General features: G+C 70.3%; 21 protein-coding genes. 5 read left to right on the top strand and 16 right to left on the bottom strand.

From position 1 onward, the window contains the following. The first annotated feature begins 96 nt into the window (after positions 1 to 96). Positions 97 to 543 carry a helix-turn-helix domain-containing protein gene (locus CEK65_RS16340; protein WP_152182364.1) on the top strand — a complete coding sequence of 149 codons (447 nt, stop codon included), beginning with the start codon at positions 97 to 99 and terminating at the stop codon, positions 541 to 543. Positions 544 to 560: 17 nt separating this feature from the next. Here CEK65_RS16340 and pcaC read toward each other — a convergent pair whose 3' ends face one another. From pcaC to CEK65_RS16300, 8 genes are all read right to left on the bottom strand, one after another. After that, positions 561 to 953 carry a 4-carboxymuconolactone decarboxylase gene (gene pcaC / locus CEK65_RS16335; RefSeq protein WP_152182363.1) on the bottom strand — a complete coding sequence of 131 codons (393 nt, stop codon included), beginning with the start codon at positions 951 to 953 and terminating at the stop codon, positions 561 to 563. Positions 954 to 991: 38 nt separating this feature from the next. Continuing rightward, positions 992 to 1,771, bottom strand: a complete 780-nt coding sequence (gene pcaD, locus CEK65_RS16330; protein WP_152182362.1) for a 3-oxoadipate enol-lactonase — start codon at positions 1,769 to 1,771, stop codon at positions 992 to 994. A 111-nt stretch (positions 1,772 to 1,882) separates the two neighbouring features. Next, the gene (locus CEK65_RS16325) at positions 1,883 to 3,235 is read right to left on the bottom strand and encodes a 3-carboxy-cis,cis-muconate cycloisomerase (RefSeq protein ID WP_152182361.1); all 1,353 of its coding nucleotides are present in this window, start codon (positions 3,233 to 3,235) and stop codon (positions 1,883 to 1,885) included. Positions 3,236 to 3,301: 66 nt separating this feature from the next. Beyond that, a complete protein-coding gene (gene pcaG / locus CEK65_RS16320) occupies positions 3,302 to 3,859 on the bottom strand; it encodes a protocatechuate 3,4-dioxygenase subunit alpha (RefSeq protein WP_152182360.1) in 558 nt (185 codons plus the stop codon). 4 nt (positions 3,860 to 3,863) lie between these two features. Beyond that, positions 3,864 to 4,583: a protocatechuate 3,4-dioxygenase subunit beta gene (pcaH, locus tag CEK65_RS16315; RefSeq protein ID WP_152182359.1), complete on the bottom strand. Its 720-nt coding sequence runs from the start codon at positions 4,581 to 4,583 to the stop codon at positions 3,864 to 3,866. Positions 4,584 to 4,669: 86 nt separating this feature from the next. Next, positions 4,670 to 5,878, bottom strand: a complete 1,209-nt coding sequence (gene pcaF / locus CEK65_RS16310; RefSeq protein WP_152182358.1) for a 3-oxoadipyl-CoA thiolase — start codon at positions 5,876 to 5,878, stop codon at positions 4,670 to 4,672. Then, positions 5,875 to 6,546 (bottom strand): 3-oxoacid CoA-transferase subunit B, encoded by a 672-nt coding sequence (locus CEK65_RS16305; RefSeq protein WP_017908145.1) that lies wholly within the window; start codon positions 6,544 to 6,546, stop codon positions 5,875 to 5,877. The genes pcaF and CEK65_RS16305 overlap by 4 nt, the downstream gene beginning before the upstream one ends. Further along, positions 6,534 to 7,223 (bottom strand): 3-oxoacid CoA-transferase subunit A, encoded by a 690-nt coding sequence (locus CEK65_RS16300; RefSeq protein WP_017911717.1) that lies wholly within the window; start codon positions 7,221 to 7,223, stop codon positions 6,534 to 6,536. The genes CEK65_RS16305 and CEK65_RS16300 overlap by 13 nt, the downstream gene beginning before the upstream one ends. A gap of 327 nt (positions 7,224 to 7,550) precedes the next feature. On the opposite strand from CEK65_RS16300, the gene CEK65_RS16295 reads away from it, so the two are divergent. Genes CEK65_RS16295 through CEK65_RS16285 form a run of 3 tightly spaced genes read left to right on the top strand, consistent with a single transcriptional unit; the run spans position 7,551 to position 10,439 of the window. After that, positions 7,551 to 8,627: an aromatic ring-hydroxylating dioxygenase subunit alpha gene (locus tag CEK65_RS16295; RefSeq protein ID WP_152182357.1), complete on the top strand. Its 1,077-nt coding sequence runs from the start codon at positions 7,551 to 7,553 to the stop codon at positions 8,625 to 8,627. Between the two features lie 29 nt (positions 8,628 to 8,656). Then, on the top strand, positions 8,657 to 9,406 hold the full coding sequence (locus CEK65_RS16290) for a GntR family transcriptional regulator (protein ID WP_043090427.1): 750 nt from the start codon (positions 8,657 to 8,659) through the stop codon (positions 9,404 to 9,406). Positions 9,407 to 9,455: 49 nt separating this feature from the next. Next, complete coding sequence (locus CEK65_RS16285) at positions 9,456 to 10,439, top strand: PDR/VanB family oxidoreductase (protein ID WP_152182356.1); 984 nt, start codon at positions 9,456 to 9,458, stop codon at positions 10,437 to 10,439. Between the two features lie 87 nt (positions 10,440 to 10,526). On the opposite strand, the gene CEK65_RS16280 is transcribed toward CEK65_RS16285, so the two are convergent. Then, positions 10,527 to 11,015, bottom strand: coding sequence for a nuclear transport factor 2 family protein (locus CEK65_RS16280; RefSeq protein ID WP_017908140.1), 489 nt, complete (start codon positions 11,013 to 11,015; stop codon positions 10,527 to 10,529). A 448-nt stretch (positions 11,016 to 11,463) separates the two neighbouring features. Beyond that, on the bottom strand, positions 11,464 to 12,642 hold the full coding sequence (gene pobA / locus CEK65_RS16275; RefSeq protein WP_152182355.1) for a 4-hydroxybenzoate 3-monooxygenase: 1,179 nt from the start codon (positions 12,640 to 12,642) through the stop codon (positions 11,464 to 11,466). Between the two features lie 92 nt (positions 12,643 to 12,734). Between pobA and CEK65_RS16270 the strand changes: the two genes are divergently transcribed. Continuing rightward, a complete protein-coding gene (locus CEK65_RS16270) occupies positions 12,735 to 13,634 on the top strand; it encodes a helix-turn-helix domain-containing protein (RefSeq protein ID WP_152182354.1) in 900 nt (299 codons plus the stop codon). 303 nt (positions 13,635 to 13,937) lie between these two features. On the opposite strand, the gene CEK65_RS16265 is transcribed toward CEK65_RS16270, so the two are convergent. The 6 genes from CEK65_RS16265 to CEK65_RS16240 all read right to left on the bottom strand — a co-directional run bounded on the left by CEK65_RS16265 (position 13,938) and on the right by CEK65_RS16240 (position 20,793). Continuing rightward, positions 13,938 to 15,407 (bottom strand): benzaldehyde dehydrogenase, encoded by a 1,470-nt coding sequence (locus CEK65_RS16265; RefSeq protein WP_152182353.1) that lies wholly within the window; start codon positions 15,405 to 15,407, stop codon positions 13,938 to 13,940. A gap of 37 nt (positions 15,408 to 15,444) precedes the next feature. Continuing rightward, positions 15,445 to 16,212, bottom strand: coding sequence for a coniferyl-alcohol dehydrogenase (locus tag CEK65_RS16260; RefSeq protein WP_152182352.1), 768 nt, complete (start codon positions 16,210 to 16,212; stop codon positions 15,445 to 15,447). Between the two features lie 27 nt (positions 16,213 to 16,239). Further along, on the bottom strand, positions 16,240 to 17,202 hold the full coding sequence (locus CEK65_RS16255) for a transporter (protein WP_152182384.1): 963 nt from the start codon (positions 17,200 to 17,202) through the stop codon (positions 16,240 to 16,242). A gap of 232 nt (positions 17,203 to 17,434) precedes the next feature. Further along, the gene (locus tag CEK65_RS16250; RefSeq protein WP_148828161.1) at positions 17,435 to 17,911 is read right to left on the bottom strand and encodes a MarR family transcriptional regulator; all 477 of its coding nucleotides are present in this window, start codon (positions 17,909 to 17,911) and stop codon (positions 17,435 to 17,437) included. 138 nt (positions 17,912 to 18,049) lie between these two features. Then, complete coding sequence (locus CEK65_RS16245; protein ID WP_152182351.1) at positions 18,050 to 19,372, bottom strand: MFS transporter; 1,323 nt, start codon at positions 19,370 to 19,372, stop codon at positions 18,050 to 18,052. 14 nt (positions 19,373 to 19,386) lie between these two features. Continuing rightward, a complete protein-coding gene (locus tag CEK65_RS16240; RefSeq protein WP_226980610.1) occupies positions 19,387 to 20,793 on the bottom strand; it encodes an alginate export family protein in 1,407 nt (468 codons plus the stop codon). Positions 20,794 to 20,812: the final 19 nt, after the last annotated feature.

Raw genomic sequence — 20,812 nt, 5'->3', positions numbered from 1 at the left:
CTCGCCTTATCTGGTTTCAAAAAGAAACTTGTTCCAGGCTAGGTCGATAAGTTTTAAAATGCAACCACTGCCGCCGTGCACCTTCCAGGAACGCCGATGCCGCCCCGCCCCGCCCTGCCCGCGTCGCCCTGCCCGGTGGCGCGCAGCGCCGACCTGATCGGCGACCGCTGGTCGCTGCTGATCGTGCGTGACGCGTTCGATGGCGTGCGCCGCTTCGGCGACTTCCAGCGCAGCCTGGGCATGGCCCGCAACATCCTGGCCGACCGGCTGCGCAAGCTGGTCGAGGCCGGCATCCTGGAGACGCGCGAAGCGTCCGACGGCAGCGCCTACCGCGAGTACGCGCTGAGCGCCAAGGGCGAGGACCTGTTCGCGGTGGTACTGGCGCTGCGGCAATGGGGCGAACGGCATCTGTTCGACCACGGCGAGCGCCATTCGGTACTGATCGACACGCGCAACGGTAAGCCGGTCGCACGCATGCTGCCGCGCGCCGCCGATGGCACGCGGCTGAGTCCGGCGGTCACCGAAGTGCGCAAGGTGCGCTGAGCGGAGCGCCAAGCGCGCTAGGCGGCGCCCTCGGCGGCCTGCTCGGCCAGGATCGGCGCGGCCAGGGCGAAGGCGTGGTTGGCCGCCGGCACGCCGCAATAGATCGCCGCCTGCAGCAGCACTTCCTTGATCTCGTCGGCGCTGACGCCGTTGTTGCGCGCGGCGCGCACGTGCAGCTTGAACTCCTCGTCGTGGCCGCGCGCCACCATCATCGCCAGGGTCAGCAGCGAGCGCGTGTGCCGCGGCAAGCCCTCGCGGGTCCACACCGTGCCCCAGGCGGTGCGGGTGATGAACTCCTGGAATTCCTCGGTGAACGGCGTGCGCGCGGCCAGCGAGCGGTCGACGTGGGCATCGCCGAGCACCGCGCGGCGTACCTGCAGGCCGGCGGCGTAGCGTTCGTTCTCGTCCATCGGGTCGACTCCTGAAACGTGGGGAAAAGGCGGGCGCGTTACTGCAGCAGGAAGCGCAGCAGCGCGTCGTTGAAGGCGTGCGGCGACTCGACGTTGCACAGGTGGCGGCCGTGCACCTCGGCATAGCCACGCTTCGCCACCTGCGCGGCGATGACCTGCAGATCGGCCGGCGGACACACCGGATCGTCGTGTCCGGCCACGGCCAGCACCGGCACGCGGATCTCGCCCAGGCGCTCACGGAAGTCGGCCTCGGCCAGCGCCTGGCAGCAGCCGATGTAGGCCTGCGCATCGGTGGCGCGGAAGCTGTCCAGGATCGCCTCGACCGTGGCCGGCTGCGCCTCGGCGAAGGCCGGGGTGAACCAGCGGGTGCGGGTGCCCTCGCACAGCGGCGCCAGGCCCTCGGCGCGCACTTGCTCGATGCGCGTCTGCCAGCTCTCGGCGCTGCCGATTTTGGCCGCGGTGGCGCACAGGGTGAGGCTGAGCAGGCGCTCGCCCGCGTGCAGGCCCAGCCACTGCCCGGTCAGCCCGCCGATCGACAGGCCGCAGAAATGGCTGCGCTCGATCGACAATGCATCCCAGAGCGCCAGCACGTCGCCGCCGAGATCGGCCATGGCGTACGGTGTGGGCGCGGCGGTGGAGGCGCCATGGCCGCGGCGGTCGTAGCGCAACACGCGAAAATGCGGCGCCAGCGCGGCGATCTGCGCGTCCCACATGTGCAGGTCGGTGCCGAGCGAATTGCACAGGGTCAGCCACGGACGGCCTTCACTGCCGTCGATGCGGTAATGCAGACGATGCGTGGGCAGGTCGAGGATCGGCATGGGCGGCGCTCGCTGGGAAGAGGGAAGGGGCCGTCGCAACTCGGAACCGCGCGGCACCGCAAGTCTAGAACGTGGCGCCGAGGCTGCGGCAGACAGGCACGGCGCGACGGCTCACGCGCGCGCCTGCGCGGCGAGCACGCGCTCGATCCACACTGTGGCCATGCCGCGCCAGCTGTCGCTGGCGAACAGCGCATCCAGATCCGCCGGCGCCAGCACCGCGGTCACCTGCGGCTCCTCGGCCAGCACCGCGCGCAGGTGCTGCTGCGTGGCCAGCGCGCGGCGCACCGCGGTTTCCACCAGCGCGTGCGCGGCGGCCTTGCCCAGGTGCGAGGCCAGTGTCACCGCCACCGCCTCGGCGTAGAGCAGGCCGCCGTGGCTGTCCAGATGCGCGGCCATGCGCGCGCGGTCCAGTTCCAGGCCCTCGATCAGCACGCGCACCTGGGCCAGGCTGCCGGCGCTCAGGCGCACCAGTTCCGGCAGGGTTTCCCATTCGGCATGCCAGCCGCCGACCGCGCGCTCGTGTTCCTGCGGCAGCGCCGCGAACAAGGTCGCCAGCAGGCCCGGCGCGCGCGTGGCCGCGGCGATCGCGACCACGCAGCCGACCGGATTGCGCTTGTGCGGCATCGCCGAGGAGCCGCCCTTGCCCGCCGCCGCCGGTTCGAACGCCTCGGCCACCTCCGACTGCATCAGCAGCGCCACGTCGCGGCCGATCTTGCCGAGGCTGCCGGCCAGCAGCGCGAACGCCGCGCCGATCTCGCCGATACGATCGCGCGCCGCGTGCCAGGGCAGCGCCGGCAACGGCAGCCGCAATTCCTCGGCCAACGCCTCGGCCACGGCCAGGCCCTGCGACTGCAGCGCAGCCAGGGTGCCGGCGGCACCGCCGAACTGCAGCACCAGGGCATCCTCGCGCAGCGCCTGCAGGCGTCGGCGGCTGCGCTGCAGCGCGTCCAGCCAACCCGCGGCCTTCAGCCCGAAGGTCACCGGCACCGCCTGCTGCAACAGGGTGCGCCCGGGCAGCCCGGTGTCGCGCTCGCGCTGCGCCAACGCCGCCAGCGCCGTGCACAGCGCGTCCAGTTGCGCTTCCACGTGGTCGAGCGCGGCGCGCAGTTGCAGCACCGCGCCGCTGTCGATGATGTCCTGGCTGGTCGCGCCCCAGTGCACCCAGCGCGCGGCGTCTTCATTGGCGGCGGCAACCTGCGCGGTGAGCGCCTTGACCAAGGGAATGGCCGGATTGCCGGCCAACGCGGTGGCGGCGGCCAGCGCCGGCAGGTCGTAGCGCGCAGCATCGCAGGCGGCGGCGATCGGCGCCACCGCGTCGGCCGGGATCACGCCGCAGCGTGCCTGCGCGCGCGCCAGCGCCGCTTCCACGTCGAGCATGGCCTGCAGGCGCGCGCGGTCGTCGAACAACGCATCGACGGCCGGATCGCCGAACAGCGGACGCAACAGGGACTCGGAGACGCTCATCGGTTCGTAGGCGGTGGAAAGATCATGCAGCGTAACCGCTGCGGCCTGTGCGGGATGTCGCTGCGCTCAGTAGCGGAAGAACACGGTCTCGTGCTCGCCCTGCATGCGCACGTCCCACTGGTAGCGGTTGGGCGCCTGCGGTTGCGCGACCAAGGTGGCGCGGCGCTCGGCCGGCACCTGCGCCAGGATCGCGTCGCCGTCCAGATCGTCGTCGCCGAAGTACAGCCGGGTCGGTGCGGCGCGCAGAAGGCCACGCATGAACACCAGCACCACCAGGTGCGGCGCCTGCAGGCCCTTGGGCCCGGCGACGCGCCCGGGCTTGACCGTACGGAAGGCGAAGCGGCCCTGCGCGTCGGTCGGCACCCGGCCCCAGCCGTGGAAGGCCGGATCGTGGTCGCCGCGGCGCGGATCGGCGGCATGGTCGTAGATGCCGGCGGCATCGGCCTGCCAGATCTCCAGCAACGCATCGCCGACCGGCACGCCGTGGCCATCGAACACGCTGCCCACGATCTCCACGTGTGTACCCTGCGCCTGCGCCGGCGCGATCTCGGTGCGGTAAAGCGGTTCCAGCCCGATCCGGTAGTAGGGGCCGACCGTCTGCGAAGGGGTTGCCTGGAAACTCATCGCCTCACTCCCAAGGGGTCTGCTTGCGTCCGCGCAGGACGATGTCGAAACGGTAGCCCAGCGCGAACTCGTTGGCGGTGGTCTCCCAGTCGAACGCGGAGACCATGCGCTCGCGCGCCTTCGGGTGCTCCACGCAGTTGAAGATCGGGTCGAACGCCAGCAGCGGATCGCCGGGGAAATACATCTGCGTGACCAGGCGCTGGCCGATGCCGTCGCCGTGCAGCGAGAAGTGGATGTGCGCCGGGCGCCAGGCGTTGTAGTGGTTGCGCCACGGATAGGCGCCGGGCTTGATGGTGGTGAAGCGGTAGCGGCCGTGGTCGTCGGTCAGCACTTGGCCGGTGCCGGTGAAGTTGGGATCCAGCGGCGCGTCGTGCTGGTCGCCGGCGTGCAGGTAGCGGCCGGCGGCGTTGCACTGCCACACCTCGACCACGCTGTTGCGCACCGGCTTGCCGTTCTCGTCGAGCAGGCGCCCGCTGACGATGATGCGCTCGCCCAGCGGCGCGCCGGGAAAGCCGGCGGTGAGATCGGCGGCGTGTTCGCCCAGGGTGGTGCGGTCCAGGGTCGGGCCGGTCGCTTCGGACAGGGTCAGCGGGATCGCGATCGGATCGCGGGTCGGTCCGCGTGCGCCGGTGGAGGCGTAGGGCGGGTGCAGGTAGGCCGGCTGCGTCCCGGGGTACGGGCGGCGATAGCCGAGCAGGGGATCGATGGGGGTGTCGTCGCGCATCGTGCGGTCTCGCTGGCTCCGCGTGGAGCCGGTTGGCTGGAAGAATGATGCAGGCGTATGCGGCGCAGCGTCGATGGAGCGAGCGGCTACAGCCGCTCGATCGCCAGCGCCACGCCCTGGCCGACGCCGATGCACATGGTCGCCAGACCGCGGCGGCCACCGCTGGCCTCGAGCTGGCGCAGCAGGGTCAGGGCGAGGCGCGCACCGCTCATGCCCAGCGGATGACCGAGTGCGATCGCGCCGCCGTTGGAGTTGACGTGCGCGGCATCGTCGGCGACGCCGAGTTCGCGCAGGCAGGCCAGGCCCTGCGCGGCAAACGCCTCGTTGAGTTCGATCGCATCGAAGTCGCCGATGGACAGCCCCAGCCGCGCCAGCAGCTTGCGCGTGGCCGGCACCGGGCCGATGCCCATGTAGGCCGGCTCCACGCCGGCGCTGGCGAAGCCCAGCACGCGCGCGCGCGGGGTCAGGCCCAGCGCCTGCACCTGCGCGGCGCTGGCCAGCAGCAGCGCGGCGGCGCCGTCGTTGATGCCCGAGGCGTTGCCGGCGGTGACGGTACCCGGCTGGCGGAAGATCGGCTTGAGCCTGGCCAGCGCCTCGGGCGTGGTATCGGCGCGCGGATGCTCGTCGACTCTGACCTCGACGGTCTCGCCACGCTTCCTGCCCGGCGCGGTCACCGGCACGATCTCGCCGTCGAAGAAACCGGCGGCCTGCGCGGCGGCGGTGCGCTGCTGGCTGCGCAGGGCGAAGGCGTCCTGGTCCTCGCGCGAGATGCCGTAGCGTGCGGCTACGTTCTCCGCGGTCTCGCCCATCAGCTCCACGCCATACAGTTGCTGCAGCTTCGGATTGACGAAGCGCCAACCCATGGTGGTGTCTTCGAGCTGCTGGTTGCGGGCGAAGGCGCTGTCGGCCTTACCCATCACCCACGGCGCGCGCGACATCGACTCGACGCCGCCGGCGATGGCCAGGCCCAGCTCGCCGGCGCGGATGCCGCGCGCGACGGTGCCGATGGCATCCAGGCCGGAACCGCACAGGCGGTTGACCGTGCTGCCCGGCACGCCGAACGGCAGGCCCGCCAGCAGCAGGCTCATGCGCGCGACGTTGCGGTTGTCCTCGCCGGCCTGGTTGGCGCAGCCCAGGTAGACGTCGTCGAGTTGCGCCGGATCCAGCTGCGGCTGCCGCGCCAGCAGCGCCTGCAGCGGCACCGCACCGAGGTCGTCCGCACGCACCCCGGCCAGGGCGCCGCCGTAGCGGCCGATCGGCGTGCGAATGCCGTCGATGATGTAGGCTTCGTTCATGCCGCCTCCGTGGAATCGGCCAGGGTCAGCGCCAGCCCGGTGGCCTGGCGCAGGTCGTCCAGGCTCACGCCCTCGACCAGTTCGAGCACGCGCGCGCCGTCCGGCCCGAGCGCGAATACGCCCAGGTCGGTGTACACCCGCGACACGCAGCGCAGCCCGGTCAACGGATAGCTGCACGCGTTGACCAGCTTGGGTTCGCCGCGCTTGGTCAGCAGTTCCATCATCACGTAGACCTGCTTGGCGCCGATCGCCAGATCCATGGCGCCGCCGACCGCCGGGATCGCATCGGCCGCGCCGGTGCTCCAGTTGGCCAGGTCGCCGTGCACCGACACCTGGAACGCGCCGAGCACGCACACGTCCAGGCGCCCGCTGCGCATCATCGCGAACGAGTCGGCGTGGTGGAAATAGCAGCCGCCGGTCAGCAGCGTCACCGGCTGCTTGCCGGCGTTGATCAGGTCCAGGTCCTCCTGCCCCGGCGGCGGCGCCGGCCCCATGCCGAGCAGGCCGTTCTCGCTGTGCAGGAAGATCTCCTTGTCCGCCGGCAGGAAGTTGGCCACCGCGGTCGGCAGGCCGATGCCCAGGTTGACGTAGGCGCCCTCGGGGATGTCGCGCGCCACCCGTGCGGCCAGCGCGTTGCGGTCGATGCCGCGCCCGTTCAATGCGTGCATGCGCCCTCCTGTGCGGTGGCCACCGCCACCACCCGTTGCACGAAGATGCCCGGCGTCACCACCGCTTCCGGATCCAGCGCACCGAGTTCCACCACTTTCTCCACCTGCACGATCGCGCAGGTCGCGGCCATCGCCATCAGCGGGCCGAAGTTGCGTGCGGTCTTGCGGTACACCAGGTTGCCCCAGCGGTCGCCGTGGTGCGCCTTGATCAGCGCGAAATCGGCGCGGATCGGATACTCCAGCACGTAGTGGCGGCCGTCGATCTCGCGGGTCTCCTTGCCGGCGGCCAGCTCGGTGCCGTAGCCGGTCGGGGTGAAGATCGCGCCCAGGCCGTTGCCGGCGGCATGGATGCGCGCGGCCAGGTTGCCCTGCGGCACCAGCTCCAGTTCCAGCTCGCCGGCGCGGTAGGCCGCGTCGAAGTGCTGCGAGTCGCTCTGCCGCGGGAACGAGCACACGATCTTGCGCACGCGCTTGTGCTTGATCAGCGCGGCCAGCCCGGTCTCGCCGTTGCCGGCGTTGTTGTTGACGATGGTCAGCTCGCGCGCGCCCTGCGCGATCAACGCATCGATCAGCGCATCGGGCATGCCCGCAGTACCGAAGCCGCCGATCATCACCGTGGCGCCATCGTGGATGTCGGCCACTGCGTCGGCGCACGAAGCCAGGGTCTTGTCGATCATCGGCGCCGCTCCACCGTCGCCGGCCGCGGGCGCAGCGCGCGTCGGCGCAAGCGCATTACAAGGTCTACCACGACATCCTCCTCCAGGTCGCTTCGGGAGGCCACGTTAGGCCCGCTCCGGCGGGCGGTCAATCCGATTATCGGATGAGTAGTTCGATAAACGAACAATTTAACGATGCGGCAACGGCACGCCGACCCATCCCTGTTGTATACATTCGGCCATCGCCGCATCTCGGGCGATGGCGTGAAGGCAGCGCTAGCTCGCCCTCCGCCCGCAACACGCAAGGATCTTCCCCAGCCTGTTGTATACACAATCGAGGTCGCCGCCATGCAGTCGTCCACTCCGGCATTTCCGCTCAATGCCTGGTACGCCATCGCCTGGGATCACGAGGTCAAGCACGCGCTGCTGCCGCGCAAGGTGTGCAACTTGGACATCGTGCTGTACCGCACCAGCAGCGGCCGCGTCGCCGCGCTCGAGGACGCCTGCTGGCATCGGCTGGTGCCGCTGTCGATGGGCCGGCTGCGCGGCGACGACGTGGTCTGCGGCTACCACGGCCTGGTCTACGACGCGAACGGGCGCTGCGTGCACATGCCCTCGCAGGACACGATCAACCCTTCCGCCTGCGTGCGCCGCTTCCCCACCGTGGAGCGGCACCGCTACGTCTGGGTGTGGCCGGGCGACGCGGCGCTGGCCGACCCCGCGCTGGTGCCGGACCTGCACTGGAACGACGACCCGGCCTGGGCCGGCGACGGCCGCACCATCCACGTCAAGTGCGACTACCGGTTGGTGCTGGACAACCTGATGGACCTGACCCACGAGACCTTCGTGCACGGCTCCAGCATCGGCCAGGACGAGGTCGCCGAGGCGCCGTTCGATGTGGTCCACGGCGAACGTAGCACGGTGGTCTCGCGCTGGATGCTGGACATCGACCCGCCGCCGTTCTGGGCCTGGCAGATCGAACATGCGCACGGCTACCGCGGCAAGGTCGACCGCTGGCAGATCATCCGCTTCGAGGCGCCCTGCACCATCGCCATCGATGTGGGCGTGGCGGTGGCCGGCAGCGGCGCGCCGCAGGGCGACCGCTCGCGCGGGGTCAACGGCTACGTGCTCAACACCATCACCCCGGAAACCTATCGCACCTGCCATTACTTCTGGGCATTCGCGCGCAACCATTCGTTGCACGAGCAGTCGATCACCACGCGCCTGCGCGACGGCGTCAGCGGTGTGTTCGGCGAGGACGAGCTGATCCTGGAAGCGCAGCAGCGCGCCATCGACGCGCATCCGGACCACGTGTTCTACAACCTCAACGTCGATGCCGGCGGCATGTGGGCGCGGCGGTTGATCGAGCGCATGGTCGCCGCCGAGCAGCGCAACCAGGACCTGCAGCTGCGCATGGTCGGATGAACCGCCGCCAGGATCCCGGAGCCACCGCCATGTCCGCCGCGCATCCGTTCCGCTCCAGTGCCGCGCAGACCACCCGCGCCCTGCTGGAAGTGCGCGAGCTGATCCTGGCCGGCGCCCTGCCCGCCGGCGAACGCCTGTCCGAGGTCGCTCTGGTGGAGCGCCTGGGCGTCTCGCGCACGCCGGTGCGCGCCGCCCTGCAGCGACTGGCCGAGGAAGGCCTGGTGCAGCCGCTGCGTGGCGGCGGCTACGCGGTGCAGGCGTTCGACGAGGCCGATGTGGACGACGCCATCGAACTGCGCGGCACCCTGGAAGGGCTGGCCGCGCGCCGCGCGGCCGAGCGCGGTGCCGAGCCGGCCTTGCTGGCGCGGGCGCAGGCATTGCTGGCGCAGATCGACGCCGTCCTGGCGGCGCGACCGCTGAGCGAGGAGGCCTTCGCCCGCTATGTCGATTGCAACGCGCAATGGCATGCCCTGTTGTTCGAGATGGCCGGCAGTGCGCTGCTCTCACGCGAGTTCGCGCGCGTCGCGCAGTTGCCGTTCGCCTCGCCGAGCAGCTTCGTGCTCGAACGCGGCCAGGCCGCCACCGTGCTGTCGATCGCGCAGGACCAGCACCGTCAGGTGCTGGACGCGATCGTGCGCCGCGAGGGCGCGCGCGCCGAAGCGCTGATGCGCGAACACGCGCGGCTTGCGCAGCGCAACGCTCACCACGCCCTGCACGACCAGAACGCGCTGGGCCAGATCCCCGGCAGCCGTCTGCTGCGGCGCCGCCCACCCGCCTGATCGCGGCGCACAGACGCCCGTCTCCCCTTCCCGCCTGCCGGACCCCGCCATGCGCAAAGACACCCAGTGGACCACCGCCCGCGTCGTCGCCGTCGCCACGCCGTGCCAGGACGTGCGCGAGATCGTGCTCGATCCCGGCCGCGCCAGCCGCCCGTTCACCGTGGGCAGCCACCTCGACGTGCGCGTGCGCATCGGCGAGGCCTGGCACGAGCGCTCCTACTCGCTGGTCGGCGAGCCCGCCGCAGACGGCCACTACCGCATCGCGGTGCGCGCGGTGCCGGGCAGCCGCGGCGGGTCGCGGGCGATGTGGACGTTGGCGCCAGGCGACCAACTGGAGATTTCCTCTCCCAACAACCACTTCGCGCTGGACGAGACCGCCGAGCACATCGTGCTGGTCGCCGGCGGCATCGGCATCACCCCGATCCTGGGTATGGCGCAACGGCTGGCGCGCGGGCGCATCCCGTTCCAGGTGCTCTACGCCGGCCGCAGCCGTGCCAGCATGGCCTACCTGGAGCATTTGCAGGAGCTGCTGGGCGAGCGCCTGCAGCTGTTCTGCCCGGAGCATCTGGGTCAGCTCGAGCTGGCGGCGCACCTCGCGCAATGGCCGCGCAATGCCGACGTCTACGCCTGCGGCCCGCTGCCGCTGCTGGACGAACTGCGGCAGCGCTGGCGCGACGACGGCCGCGCGCGTGCGCGCCTGCATTTCGAGACCTTCGGCAACAGCGGCAACGCACCGGCGCAGCCGTTCGTGGTGCAGGTGCCGGCGCTGGGCAAGACCGTGCAGGTCGCCGAGAACGAGTCGTTGCTGGATGCGCTGAGCGCGGCCGGTGTGGAAGTCATGGCCGACTGCCGCCGCGGCGAATGCGGCCTGTGCGTGGTCGAGGTGCTGGAGGCCGCCGCGCCGCTGGACCACCGCGACGTGTTCCTCAGCGACGAGCAGCGCCACAGCAACCGCAAGCTGTGCGCCTGCGTCTCGCGCGCGCTCGGCGGCAGCGTCAGCATCGACACCGGCTACCGCGCCGACGCGTTCTGACGCCTGCGCGCATTCCCCTCGCAGCACGCAGGCGCCGTCCACGCGGGTGGACGGCGCCTGCCAGCGATCAACGAACGCGACGCGACCTCACTTGGTCGCCGCGTCCCAGTGCTCCTGGATCTTGCCGTTCTGGATACGGAACATGTCGAACCAGGTGGTGGTGTAGGTCTTGCTGGCGTCCTTGGGATCGGGCAGCGTGCGCACCGACACCAGGGTCACGTAGTCGCCCTCGGCCAGGATCGCCACCAGCGGCAACTGCACCCGCGGCTGGATCGGCGTCGGCTTGACGAAGGAGGTCAGGAACGCCAGGAACGCATCGCGGCCATTGGCCACGTTCGGGTTGTGCTGAATGTAGTCCTTGGCCATGTACATCGGCGCATATTCGGTGTGCCCGGCTTCGAACACGATGCGCCAGAAGTCGTAGACCAGGCGCTTGTTGGCGCTGGTACGCCAGTCCTCGCCGTGCAGCAACTGCGCGTGGTTGGGATTGGCGGTGACCGCGGTCTGCGCGAACGCGGACGCGACCGGGAGCGCAAGCAGCAGCGCCAGCAGACAGGCCTGAAAACGGATCTTCATGGAAGACTCTCCGATGGGGGAACAGGGGGAATGCGCAGTGCCGCTGCGCTACCGCGATGCGCGGCAACGTCGGCACCGACGCGGCTGCAGCGTAGCAACGCGACGTGCCTGCGCGAGGCAGGAAATCGCGAAAAGCACGCGGATTTACTGGCTTTTTTCCTGGTCTGGGAGAATCGCCACAGTTACCTCGACCTCAGAAATGGCGCAGTAACACGCACCTAAAGGTTCGCGTGCAGTGCATGGCGCCGCGATGTGTTGGCGCTCTGCACCGTCATCCATCGGCGCGCTTGATCCCCGTCATCGATCACAATGATCGACGACTCTCATGTCGAGGGTGGGGATTCGGAATTCGGGATTGGAAGAACGCGGAGAAGGACACGATCGACGTGCGCAGGAGACCTAGGACGCGGATTTGCGAATCCCCAATCCCGACTCACCAATCCCAGCCCTAAACCGCCAACGGCAATCCCGCGTAGTTCTCGGCAACGGTCGCGCGTCCTGCGGCACTGCCGAGCAGGTAGTCCAGTTCCGCATCGTGCAGGCGCCGGCTGAACGCGTCCTCGTCCGGGAAGCGATGCAGCATCGTGGTCATCCACCAGGAAAAGCGCTCGGCCTTCCACACGCGCTGCAAGGCCAGTTCCGAGTAGCGCTGCAGCGGCGCGTCGCTGCGCTCCTGCTGCGCCTGCGCGAACAGGTGCGCGAGCAGGCCGACATCGCCGGCCGCCAGGTTCAGCCCCTTGGCGCCGGTCGGCGGCACGATGTGCGCGGCATCGCCGGCCAGGAACAGGCTGCCGTACTGCATCGGCTCGGCGACATAGCTGCGCAGCGGCGCGATGCTTTTCTCCAGCGACGGACCGGTGACCAGCGCCTGCGCCACGTCGTCGGGCAGGCGCCGACGCAGTTCGTCCCAGAAGCGATCGTCCGACCAGTCCTCCACCCGCTCGTCCGCCGGCACCTGCACGTAGTAGCGGGTGCGGGTGGGAGAACGCATGCTGCACAGCGCGAAACCACGCGCATTGCGCGCATAGATCAGTTCGTCGGCCACCGGCGGGGTGTCGGCCAGCACGCCCAGCCAGCCGAACGGATAGATCCGCTCGTACACACGCAGCACCTCGGCCGGAATCGCGCGGCGGCTGACCCCGTGGAAGCCGTCGCAGCCGACCACGTAGTCGCAATCCAGGCGCTGCGTGACGCCATCCTGCACGAAGCTCAGCCACGGCTGCAGCCCGGCGATGTCGTGCAACTGCACATCCTCGACGGAATAGAGGGTGGCGGCGCCGGCAGCGCAGCGTGCGTCCATCAGGTCGCGGGTCACTTCGGTCTGGCCGTAGACGGTGACCGCACGGCCACCGGTCGCCGCACTCAGTTCGATGCGTTCGCGGCGCTGCTCCAGCGCCAGTTCGAAGCCGTGGTGGACGATGCCTTCGCGCTGCATGCGCGCGCCCGCACCGGCGGCGCACAGCAGGTCGGCGGTGCCCTGCTCCAGCACGCCGGCACGGATTCGCGACAACACATGCTCGGGCGTCTGCCGCTCGACGATGACGGTGTCGATGCCGTGGCCGTGCAGCAACTGCCCGAGCAGCAGCCCGGCCGGGCCGGCGCCGACGATGGCGACCTGGGTACGCATACGTCCTCCGCAGGATGGGAAGACCCACAGTGTTCCGGTTGCGGCGTGCCGAGGACATGGATCATCGCGACCGATTCCGGTACTTTTCGCCGATGCCCCGCAATGCCTCCGCCGCTGTCGCGTCGCCCGCCACGGTCCCGGCCTTTCGCCTGTACGGCGAGACCGGCGACAGAGGGACATCGGACCTGTTGCACTGGGAATCCATCGCCGCGCGCAGCCGCCTGCACGACTGGCATATCCGCCCGCACCGCCACGGCGATCTGCTGCAACTGCTGTATCTGCAACGCGGCAGCGCCGGCCTGCACTTGGACGGAACGCAGCAGCGCCTGCGCGGGCCATGCCTGCTGCTGTTGCCGCCGCTGTGCGTGCACGGCTTCCGTTTCCAGCGCAACGTGCGCGGGCATGTCGTGACCGTGTCGGCGCCGCTGCGGCAGCGCCTGGCGGCGCAATGGCCGAATCTGGACGAAGCGCTGGCGCGGCCGCTGTGCCTGCCCGCTGGCGATCAGCAAGCGATGCTGGACGCCTGCTTCGCCGCCATCGCCGCCGAACACACGCAGCACCGCCCCGGCCGCGAGCCGATGCTGCAGGCGCTGGTCACGCAGGCCTTGCTGTGGGCGGCGCGCGGCGCGCTGGCGAATGCCCATCGCGATCCGCACGATGCCGACCGCGGCGCGCGCCACGTGCGCGCCTATAGCGCGCTGATCGACGCGCATTACCGGGAACATTGGCCGCTGGCCCGCTATGCCGACCGGCTCGGGCTGAGCCGCAGCCATCTCAACGCGCTGTGCCGGCGCCTGGCCGGTGCCTCGGCGCTGGAACTGTTGCAACGCCGGATCATGCTCGAGGCGCGGCGCAGCCTGGTCTACACCACCTTGACCGTGCAGCAGCTCGCGGAAGTCCTGGGCTATGCCGATGCGGCGTATTTCAGCCGCTGCTTCCGCCGGCATGCGGGGTGTTCGCCGATCCAGTTCCGGCAGCGCGCGCAGGGGTGACACGACCCGCAGCCAGTACGGAGATCGCGGTGCGGTCGCTTTACTGTGGGAGGGACTTCAGTCCCGACGCGTGATCGATGATCGACCAGTCCCGCTTCGTTCGTCGCGGCTGAAATGGCGAGTCACCGCAGAAGCGTCGGGACTGAAGTCCCTCCCACAATGCAGTGTCGGCGCCGGTGCCGGTGCCAGGGCCCTATTGGCCGCGCGTAGCTCAACACGCACGCAACGGAACAATCATCTCTCCCGCAATCAATGCATCCACGAGCACAACCGGGCGCCACATCGACGCCCGGCGACTTGTCCTCAGAACGGATACTGCGGCGCGCTGTCCTGGATCGTCACCCACTGCCAGTGCGTGTACTGGCCCCAGTCGGCCGGGCCGCCCATGCTGGTGCCGTTGCCCGAGGCGCCGGTGCCGCCGAACGGGTTGGTGACTTCGTCGGCCACGGTCTGGTCGTTGATGTGCAGCAGGCCGGTGTGCAGGCGTTCGCCCAGCGCCATCGCGCGGCCGACCGACGCCGACAGGATGCCGGCGGACAGGCCGTACTCGGTCTGGTTGGCCAGCGCCACCGCCTCGTCGTCGCTGTCGAACGCGATCACGTTGGCGACCGGGCCGAACACTTCCTCCTCGAACGCCGGCATGCCCGGCTGCACGTTCGACAGCACCGTGGCCGCATAGAACAGGCCGTCGTGGGTGCCGCCGGCCTCGATCACGGCGCCCGCCGCCACCGAGGCATCGACCACGTCCTTGACGTGCTGCAGCTGGCGCTGGTCGATGATCGGGCCGAGCGCCACGTGTGCGGTGGCCGGGTCGCCGACCGGCAGGTGCCGTGCCTTTTCGGCCAGGCGCCGGGTCAGCTCCGTCGCGATGCTGCGCTGGACCAGCACGCGGCCGGTGGCCATGCAGATCTGGCCCTGGTGGAAGTACGCGCCGAAGGCGATCGCCGACACCGCCTTGTCCAGGTCGGCATCCTCGAGCACGATCAACGAGTTCTTGCCGCCCAGTTCCAGCGCGGTCTTCTTCAGGTGCTTGCCGGCCAGTTCGCCGATGCGGCGGCCGGCGGCGGTGGACCCGGTGAACGCGATCATCGGCACGCCCGGCGCTTCGACCAGCGCCTGGCCGGCATCCGCGCCGCCTGGCAGCACGTGCAGCAGGCCCTTCGGCAGGCCCGCCTGCTGCAGCACCTCGGCGATGACGAAGCCGCCGGCGTACGGCGTACGCGGATCCGGCTTGAGCACCACCGCGTTGCCCACCGCCAGCGCCGGCGCCACCGAACGCAACGACAGCACCAGCGGGAAGTTGAACGGCGAGATCACCCCGACCACGCCCAGCGGCAGGCGTCGCGCCAGGCTCAGCCGGCCCGGCGCGGTCGGCAGCACCTGGCCCTGCGCCTGCAGCGGCATCGCCGCGGCCTGCTGCAGCAGCACGATCGCCTCGCGCACCTCGTGCTCGCCCTTGGGCAGGATGCCGCCGGTCTCGCGGGCGATCAGCGCCGCGGCCGCCGCCGCATGCTGCTGCAGTACCTGCGCGGCGCGATGGAACACGGCCGCGCGCTCGCGCGGCGGCGTGGCCGCCCAGGCGCGTTGCGCCTCGCGCGCCTGCGCCACCGCCGCGGCCACGTCGGCGGCATTGGCCTGGCCGACGCGGTGCAGCGGCGTGCCGCTGCCCGGTTCGATCACCTCGAGGACGCCGCCCTGGGCAGCGACCCACTCGCCGTTGAAGATGCGCTCGCTCCAGGTGGATGCGGCGGCCAGGGGTTCGGTGCTGTGCATGCTGTGTGCTCTCGTGGAAAGAGGAAGAAAGAGTGGTTCAGAGGGCGGTGGCGGCCAGGCCGCCATCCACCGGCAGGTTGACGCCGTTGATCCAGCGCGCCGCATCGGAGGCGAGGAACACCACCGCTTCGGCGACCTCGTCGGCATAGGCCGGGCGCTTCATCTTGCCGGCATCGGCCTGGACCCGCTCGGGCCCGAGCATGGTGACGAAATCGCCCAGGATCGGCGTGAACACCGGACCGGGCGCGACGCTGTTGACCCGCACCGAATGCGCTGCGAACCAGTCGCGCGAGCGCAGCAGCGTCCACACGATCAGCGCTTCCTTGAAGTACTGGTAGCAGGTCGCCTGCGGCACCGGATGCGCCGCCAGCCAGTCGCTGCCGGCGGCGTAGCTGTCGGCGGCGGCCAGCTGCTTGTGCAGGTCCAGCCGCTGCGGCCACTCGGCGCCGAGGATGGAGGCGATGTTGATGATGCTGCCGCCGGGCACGATGCGCGGCAGCAACGCCTGGCTGAGGTGGCGCAGGCCCAGGTAGTTGACCTTCGCCACCACGTCCACCGGCGCGGTGCCGGGCACGCCGGCGATGTTGGCCAGCGCATCGATGCGCTCGGGCAGCTGCGCCACCAGCGCGTCGATCGAGGCCGGGTCGCCCAGATCGGCCTGGTGGAAGCCGTGCAGGGTCATGTTGACCGGCTGGCGGTCGATGCCGATCACGGTGGCGCCGTGGAAGCGCGCCAGGCGCGCGACCTCGGCGCCGATGCCGGAGGCTACGCCGGTAACGAGGATTGTCTTGTTGAGCAGGTTCATGGCAGCGCGTGTCCGTTGCGGAGTTGGTCAGAAGACGTGGATGTATTGCAGGTTGACGTTGTGGCCGGAGGGCGCGTTCTTGACCTCCACCGGCATGTAGAAATTGGCGTTGAAGATGTTCTTCTGGTCGATCCGCCACGACAGGCCGGGGCCCAGGTAGAACTGGGTCTGCTTGCTGTCGGCGACGCGTTCGCCATTGGTGCGGTTGTCGCGCAACTGCTTGAGGTAGTAGCCGTTGATGCCCAGGTGCAGGTCCTTGACCACTTCCAGCGAGCTGGCGAAGTTGAGCCAGGCGGCGTCGCCGGCCTGGCCGTTGCGGAACACGAAACCGTCGCCCTGCGGCACGTTGGAGGCCTTGTCGGCGCGGAAGTTGTAAATGTAGTTAAGCCGTCCGCTGATTTCCCAGCGCGGCGTCGGCAGGATGCTGAAGGCCCAGCTCGGCAGCACCGACCAGTAACCCGCGCCCTGGTTGACGTCGCGGTTGCGGTCGAACTTGCCGATCGGCGCCAGCACATCCAGTTCGAAGCGTTGCGAGAACACCGGGCGGCCATTGCGGATCACCGGTGCCATCTGCAGGTAGGGGCCGATGGTCAGGTCGCCCAGGCCGGCGCCGTTGTCGCGCAGCGCCACCGGGCTGTCGTACGCGAACGACGTATCCAGATCGACCAGCGCCGCCAGTGCGGTGATGCCGAGGGAGCCGCCGAACAGCTTGTAGTCGCTGAGGTAGGCCACCTGGGTCACCCACACCGAGGAGCCGATGTGCGGATCGCGGAACACCGGCACGTCGTCGCCGTGCGCGTCCTTGATCGCGTCGAAGTCGTAGCGGCGCAGGTACTGGATCGCGGTCCAGCCCGGGTTGGGCTTGCTGAAACCGTCGAAGAAGCTGGTGCCGCCGGTATTGATGCCGGTCGGCAAGGTGGCGCTCTGCGGCACCGATTGCGCGGCCGCCGGGGCGACCCAGGCGATGGCCAGCACGGCGAGCAGAGACAGGCGCGCACGGGCACGCGGCGACGAGGAGACACGGTAGCGGACACGCTTCACGGGCAGGCACTCCAAGCGAAAGGGGAACGGCGGGGTGCGGGGGGACAGGAACGCGAACACGCATCGCGCGCAGGGCGCGACCACGCGGCGACGCACGCCGTCAGCGGGACGCTGGCGGCGGGTCGGGAATCAGCGAGAAAGAAGGGCGGGCGGCAAGAACCAGCCGCGACGCAGGGGGCCGCTACAGGCGGTCGAGCGCGTCCAGCCGGTCCAGCGCCTGCAGCAGCGCGCGTGCCGAGGTCGCGCCGAGCGCGGTGCCGAGTTGCTGCTCCATGCGCACCACTTCGGCTTCGGCCTGCGCCAGCAGCGCCGTGCCGGCGGTGGTCAGATGCAGGTGCTGCATGCGCCGATCCTGGCGCCCGCGGACCTGCCGCAGCAGCTTGCGCTTGACCAGGCGCGCGACCACGATCGCCAGGTTCGGCGGCGACACGCTCAGCACTTCGCCCAGTTGCCGTTGGTTGATGCCGGGATTGGCGTCCACCAGCACCAGCAGCGAATACTCCACCGGCTTCAGTTCGAAGGCGCGCACGCAGTCCTGGAACAGCCGCCGCACCTGCAGTTCGGTGCGGGTGATGCGGTAGCCGATCAGGCTGGTCAGGCGTCGCTGGTCCACGCTGTCCGCCGTGTGCGGATCGGCGGGCAACGCGCTGTTGGACATCTCGGGACTCGGTTTCGAACTCACTGCGCTTCCTGCATGGGGCGTCCTGCGGCCAGGTCACGGCGGCTGCGCACGCATCCGTCGGCGCCGGCCGGCGGTGCCGTCGCCATTGCATTGTAGGGGCATGGCCGCGCATGGTCACAACGCCGCGTCCACGCGCCGCAGCAGCGCCCGGTACGGCGCGGCGGCGGTCCACAGGCACAGCGCGCCGAGCAGCGCCGCCCCCATGCACACCACGCCCAGCGACAGCCCGACCTGGCGCTCGTCGGCGAGTACGTGGTCGGTGCCCAGCGCCACCAGGTACGGCCCCAGGCCCAGCCCGATCAGGTTGACCAACAGCAGGTAGATCGAGGTGACCTGGCCGCGCAGGCGATTGGGGGTGACCGCCTGCAGGATCGCCGGTGCCAGCGCCACCGGCATGCCCAGCACGAACGTGGTCAGCGCGATCGCCGCCAGCGCCGGCCACGGCCCTGGTGCCACCGCGAACAGCGCACTGCTGATCACCAGCAGCACGGCGCCGACCAGCGAGATCTTCAGTGCCGCGTCGCGGCTGCCGCGCGCCGCCATGCGGTCGGCGAGGAAGCCGCTGAACAGCATGCCGGCGATGCCGAAGGTGAGGATGATGATGCCGTAGGCCGGGCCGATCTCGCCCGGGGTCCACTGCCAGCGGCGGATGAAGGTGGCTGGCAACCAGGCGGTGATGCCGAAGGTGATCATCGCGATCACGCCGTTGGCCAGGAACAGCGCCACGTACACCCGCGCGTTGTCGCGCAGGTGGCTCAGGTCCGGGCGCACGCTCGGCACCGCGGCGGCCTGCTCGCGCCGCGCCGGCTCGCGCACCGTGGCCATCAGCGCGATCACCGCCAGCCCGGGCAGCGCAACCAGGATGAAGGCCGCCTGCCAGGGCCGGAAGCTGCCCAGCAGCGGCAGCAGCACCGTGCTCTCCTTGCTGGTGGCCGCGATCACCAGGCCGCCGACGATGAACGCCGCCGCCGAGCCGATGTAGACGCCGGAGGTGTACACGCTCATCGCCCGCGCGCGTTTTTCCGGCGGGAAGTAGTCGGCCAGCATCGAGTACGCCGCCGGCGACAGCGAGGCCTCGCCGACACCGACGAACACCCGCGCCAGGAACAGGGTGAAGAAGCTGGTGACGTAGGCGCCGGCCGCGGTCGCCGCGATCCATACCACCACGCCGAGCACGATCAGGTTGCGGCGGTTGCGGCGGTCGGCGACGCGGCCCAGCATCACCCCGATCAGCGTGTAGAACACCGCGAAGGCGAAGCCGTGGACCAGGCTGAAGGCCGAGTCGGACAGCTGCAGGTCGCGCTTGATCGGCTGCACCAGCAATCCGAGGATCTGCCGGTCGACGAAGGACAGCGTGTAGGCCAGCAACAGCACGATGGTGACGTACCACGCATACAGCGGGCGGTACGGCGCAGACGATGGCAGCGGATCGCGCATGGAAAGGCTCCGGCTCAGAAGCGCAGGGTCAGGAAGGGGGCGATGTAGAAGTAGTCGCGGCCGCGCACCGGTCCCTCGCGCAGGAACGGCCCGGCCTGGGTGTAGTGGGCGTACACGTCCAGGCTGGCGAAGGCGTTGAAGCGGTACTTCACCCACACCACCGAGCGCGTGCCGATGTCGCGCGCATCGTTGGCGTCGCCCGGCTGCAGCACGCGCCAGCCGGCCGCGTACACGCCGTCGTGCAGGCTCTGCCGCTGCAGCTTGAGCACGTACATGTCGATCCACAGCCGCTCGCTGGGGCGCAGCACCAGTTCCGGGCCGATGGCGCGCACGTTGCTGCTGATCATGCTGCCGTCGAACACCGAGGCGCGCGCGTACAGGCCATTGAAGGTGTTCAGTTCGCCATCGCGCGGATCGCGGTCACCGGAGGATGCCTCCATGCGCCAGCCCAGGCGTGGCGTCCACGTCGTCGTGGCGAAGGTGTAGCCGCCGAACAGCGTGCCCTGCCAGGCGCGCACGCGCTGGCCGGCGAACCGGCCGCGCTGGCCGATCAGTTCCAGGTCGTAGTCCCAGCCCTGCACGGCGCCGCTCAGGCGCGTGGACAAGGTGTGCCGATGCTCCTCGCCGACCACGCCGCCATAGCGACGCCCGTCCTGCACGGTGTCCAGGTACAGCGTCTCCAGCAGCGCCGCCTTCGGCTGGCTGGGCGACAGCGGCACTTCGGCGTGCGCGCCCCACAGACGCTGGTCGCGGTTGCTGCGGTCGTCGAAGCTGCCGGTACGGGTCAGCACCGGGCGCCCCCACAGCAGGCCGCCGCTCCAGCGCGGCTGCCGGGTCAGCAGCCGTACCGCGTCGAACGGCATGCGCGAATTGGCCGGGTCGCGCGGATCGAGCAGGCGCTGCCAAGCGTAGGCGATCTGCTGGCGGCCGGCGCGCAGGCGCCAGGCCGGCGCCTTCTGCCCGTCGGACAGTTCGACGAACCCCTGCGCCAGGTCCAGCGGGTTGCGGTCGGTGGCCTGCACGGGCCGTGTCTGCAGGCCAGCCACGCGGCTGTCGGCGAGTTCGCCGAACAGACGCACATACGCCGACGGCCGGTAGTCGGCCCACAAGCGCAGGCGCTGCTGCGCATAGCCATGCGGATCGGTGGCGAAGCGGCCGAAGCCGGCGTGCTCGCGGTAGTCGTACAGCGTGCGGCTCTCGCCGCCGAGGCTGAGCCAACCGTCGCCGAGCGGGAGGTACTTCCACTTCTCCCAGCCCTGGCGCGAGCGCTCGGCCAGCGCCGAATAGTCTTCCTGATCGGCCAGCAGCTTGCCCTGCGGGCCGTTGGGTTCGGCATCGGCCTGGGCGCAGCCGACGCTGCACAGCATTGCCAGGCACACGGTACGGTGCGCACGCCGCGCGCGCGCAAGAGGCACAGTCATCGATTCCCTCCCAAGTCTC

Source organism: Xanthomonas sp. LMG 12459 (genome assembly GCF_009192905.1).
GTDB classification, from domain to species: domain Bacteria; phylum Pseudomonadota; class Gammaproteobacteria; order Xanthomonadales; family Xanthomonadaceae; genus Xanthomonas_A; species Xanthomonas_A sontii.
Note: the sequence above shows the minus strand (reverse complement) of the source record. Positions and strands in the feature narration are given on the sequence as shown.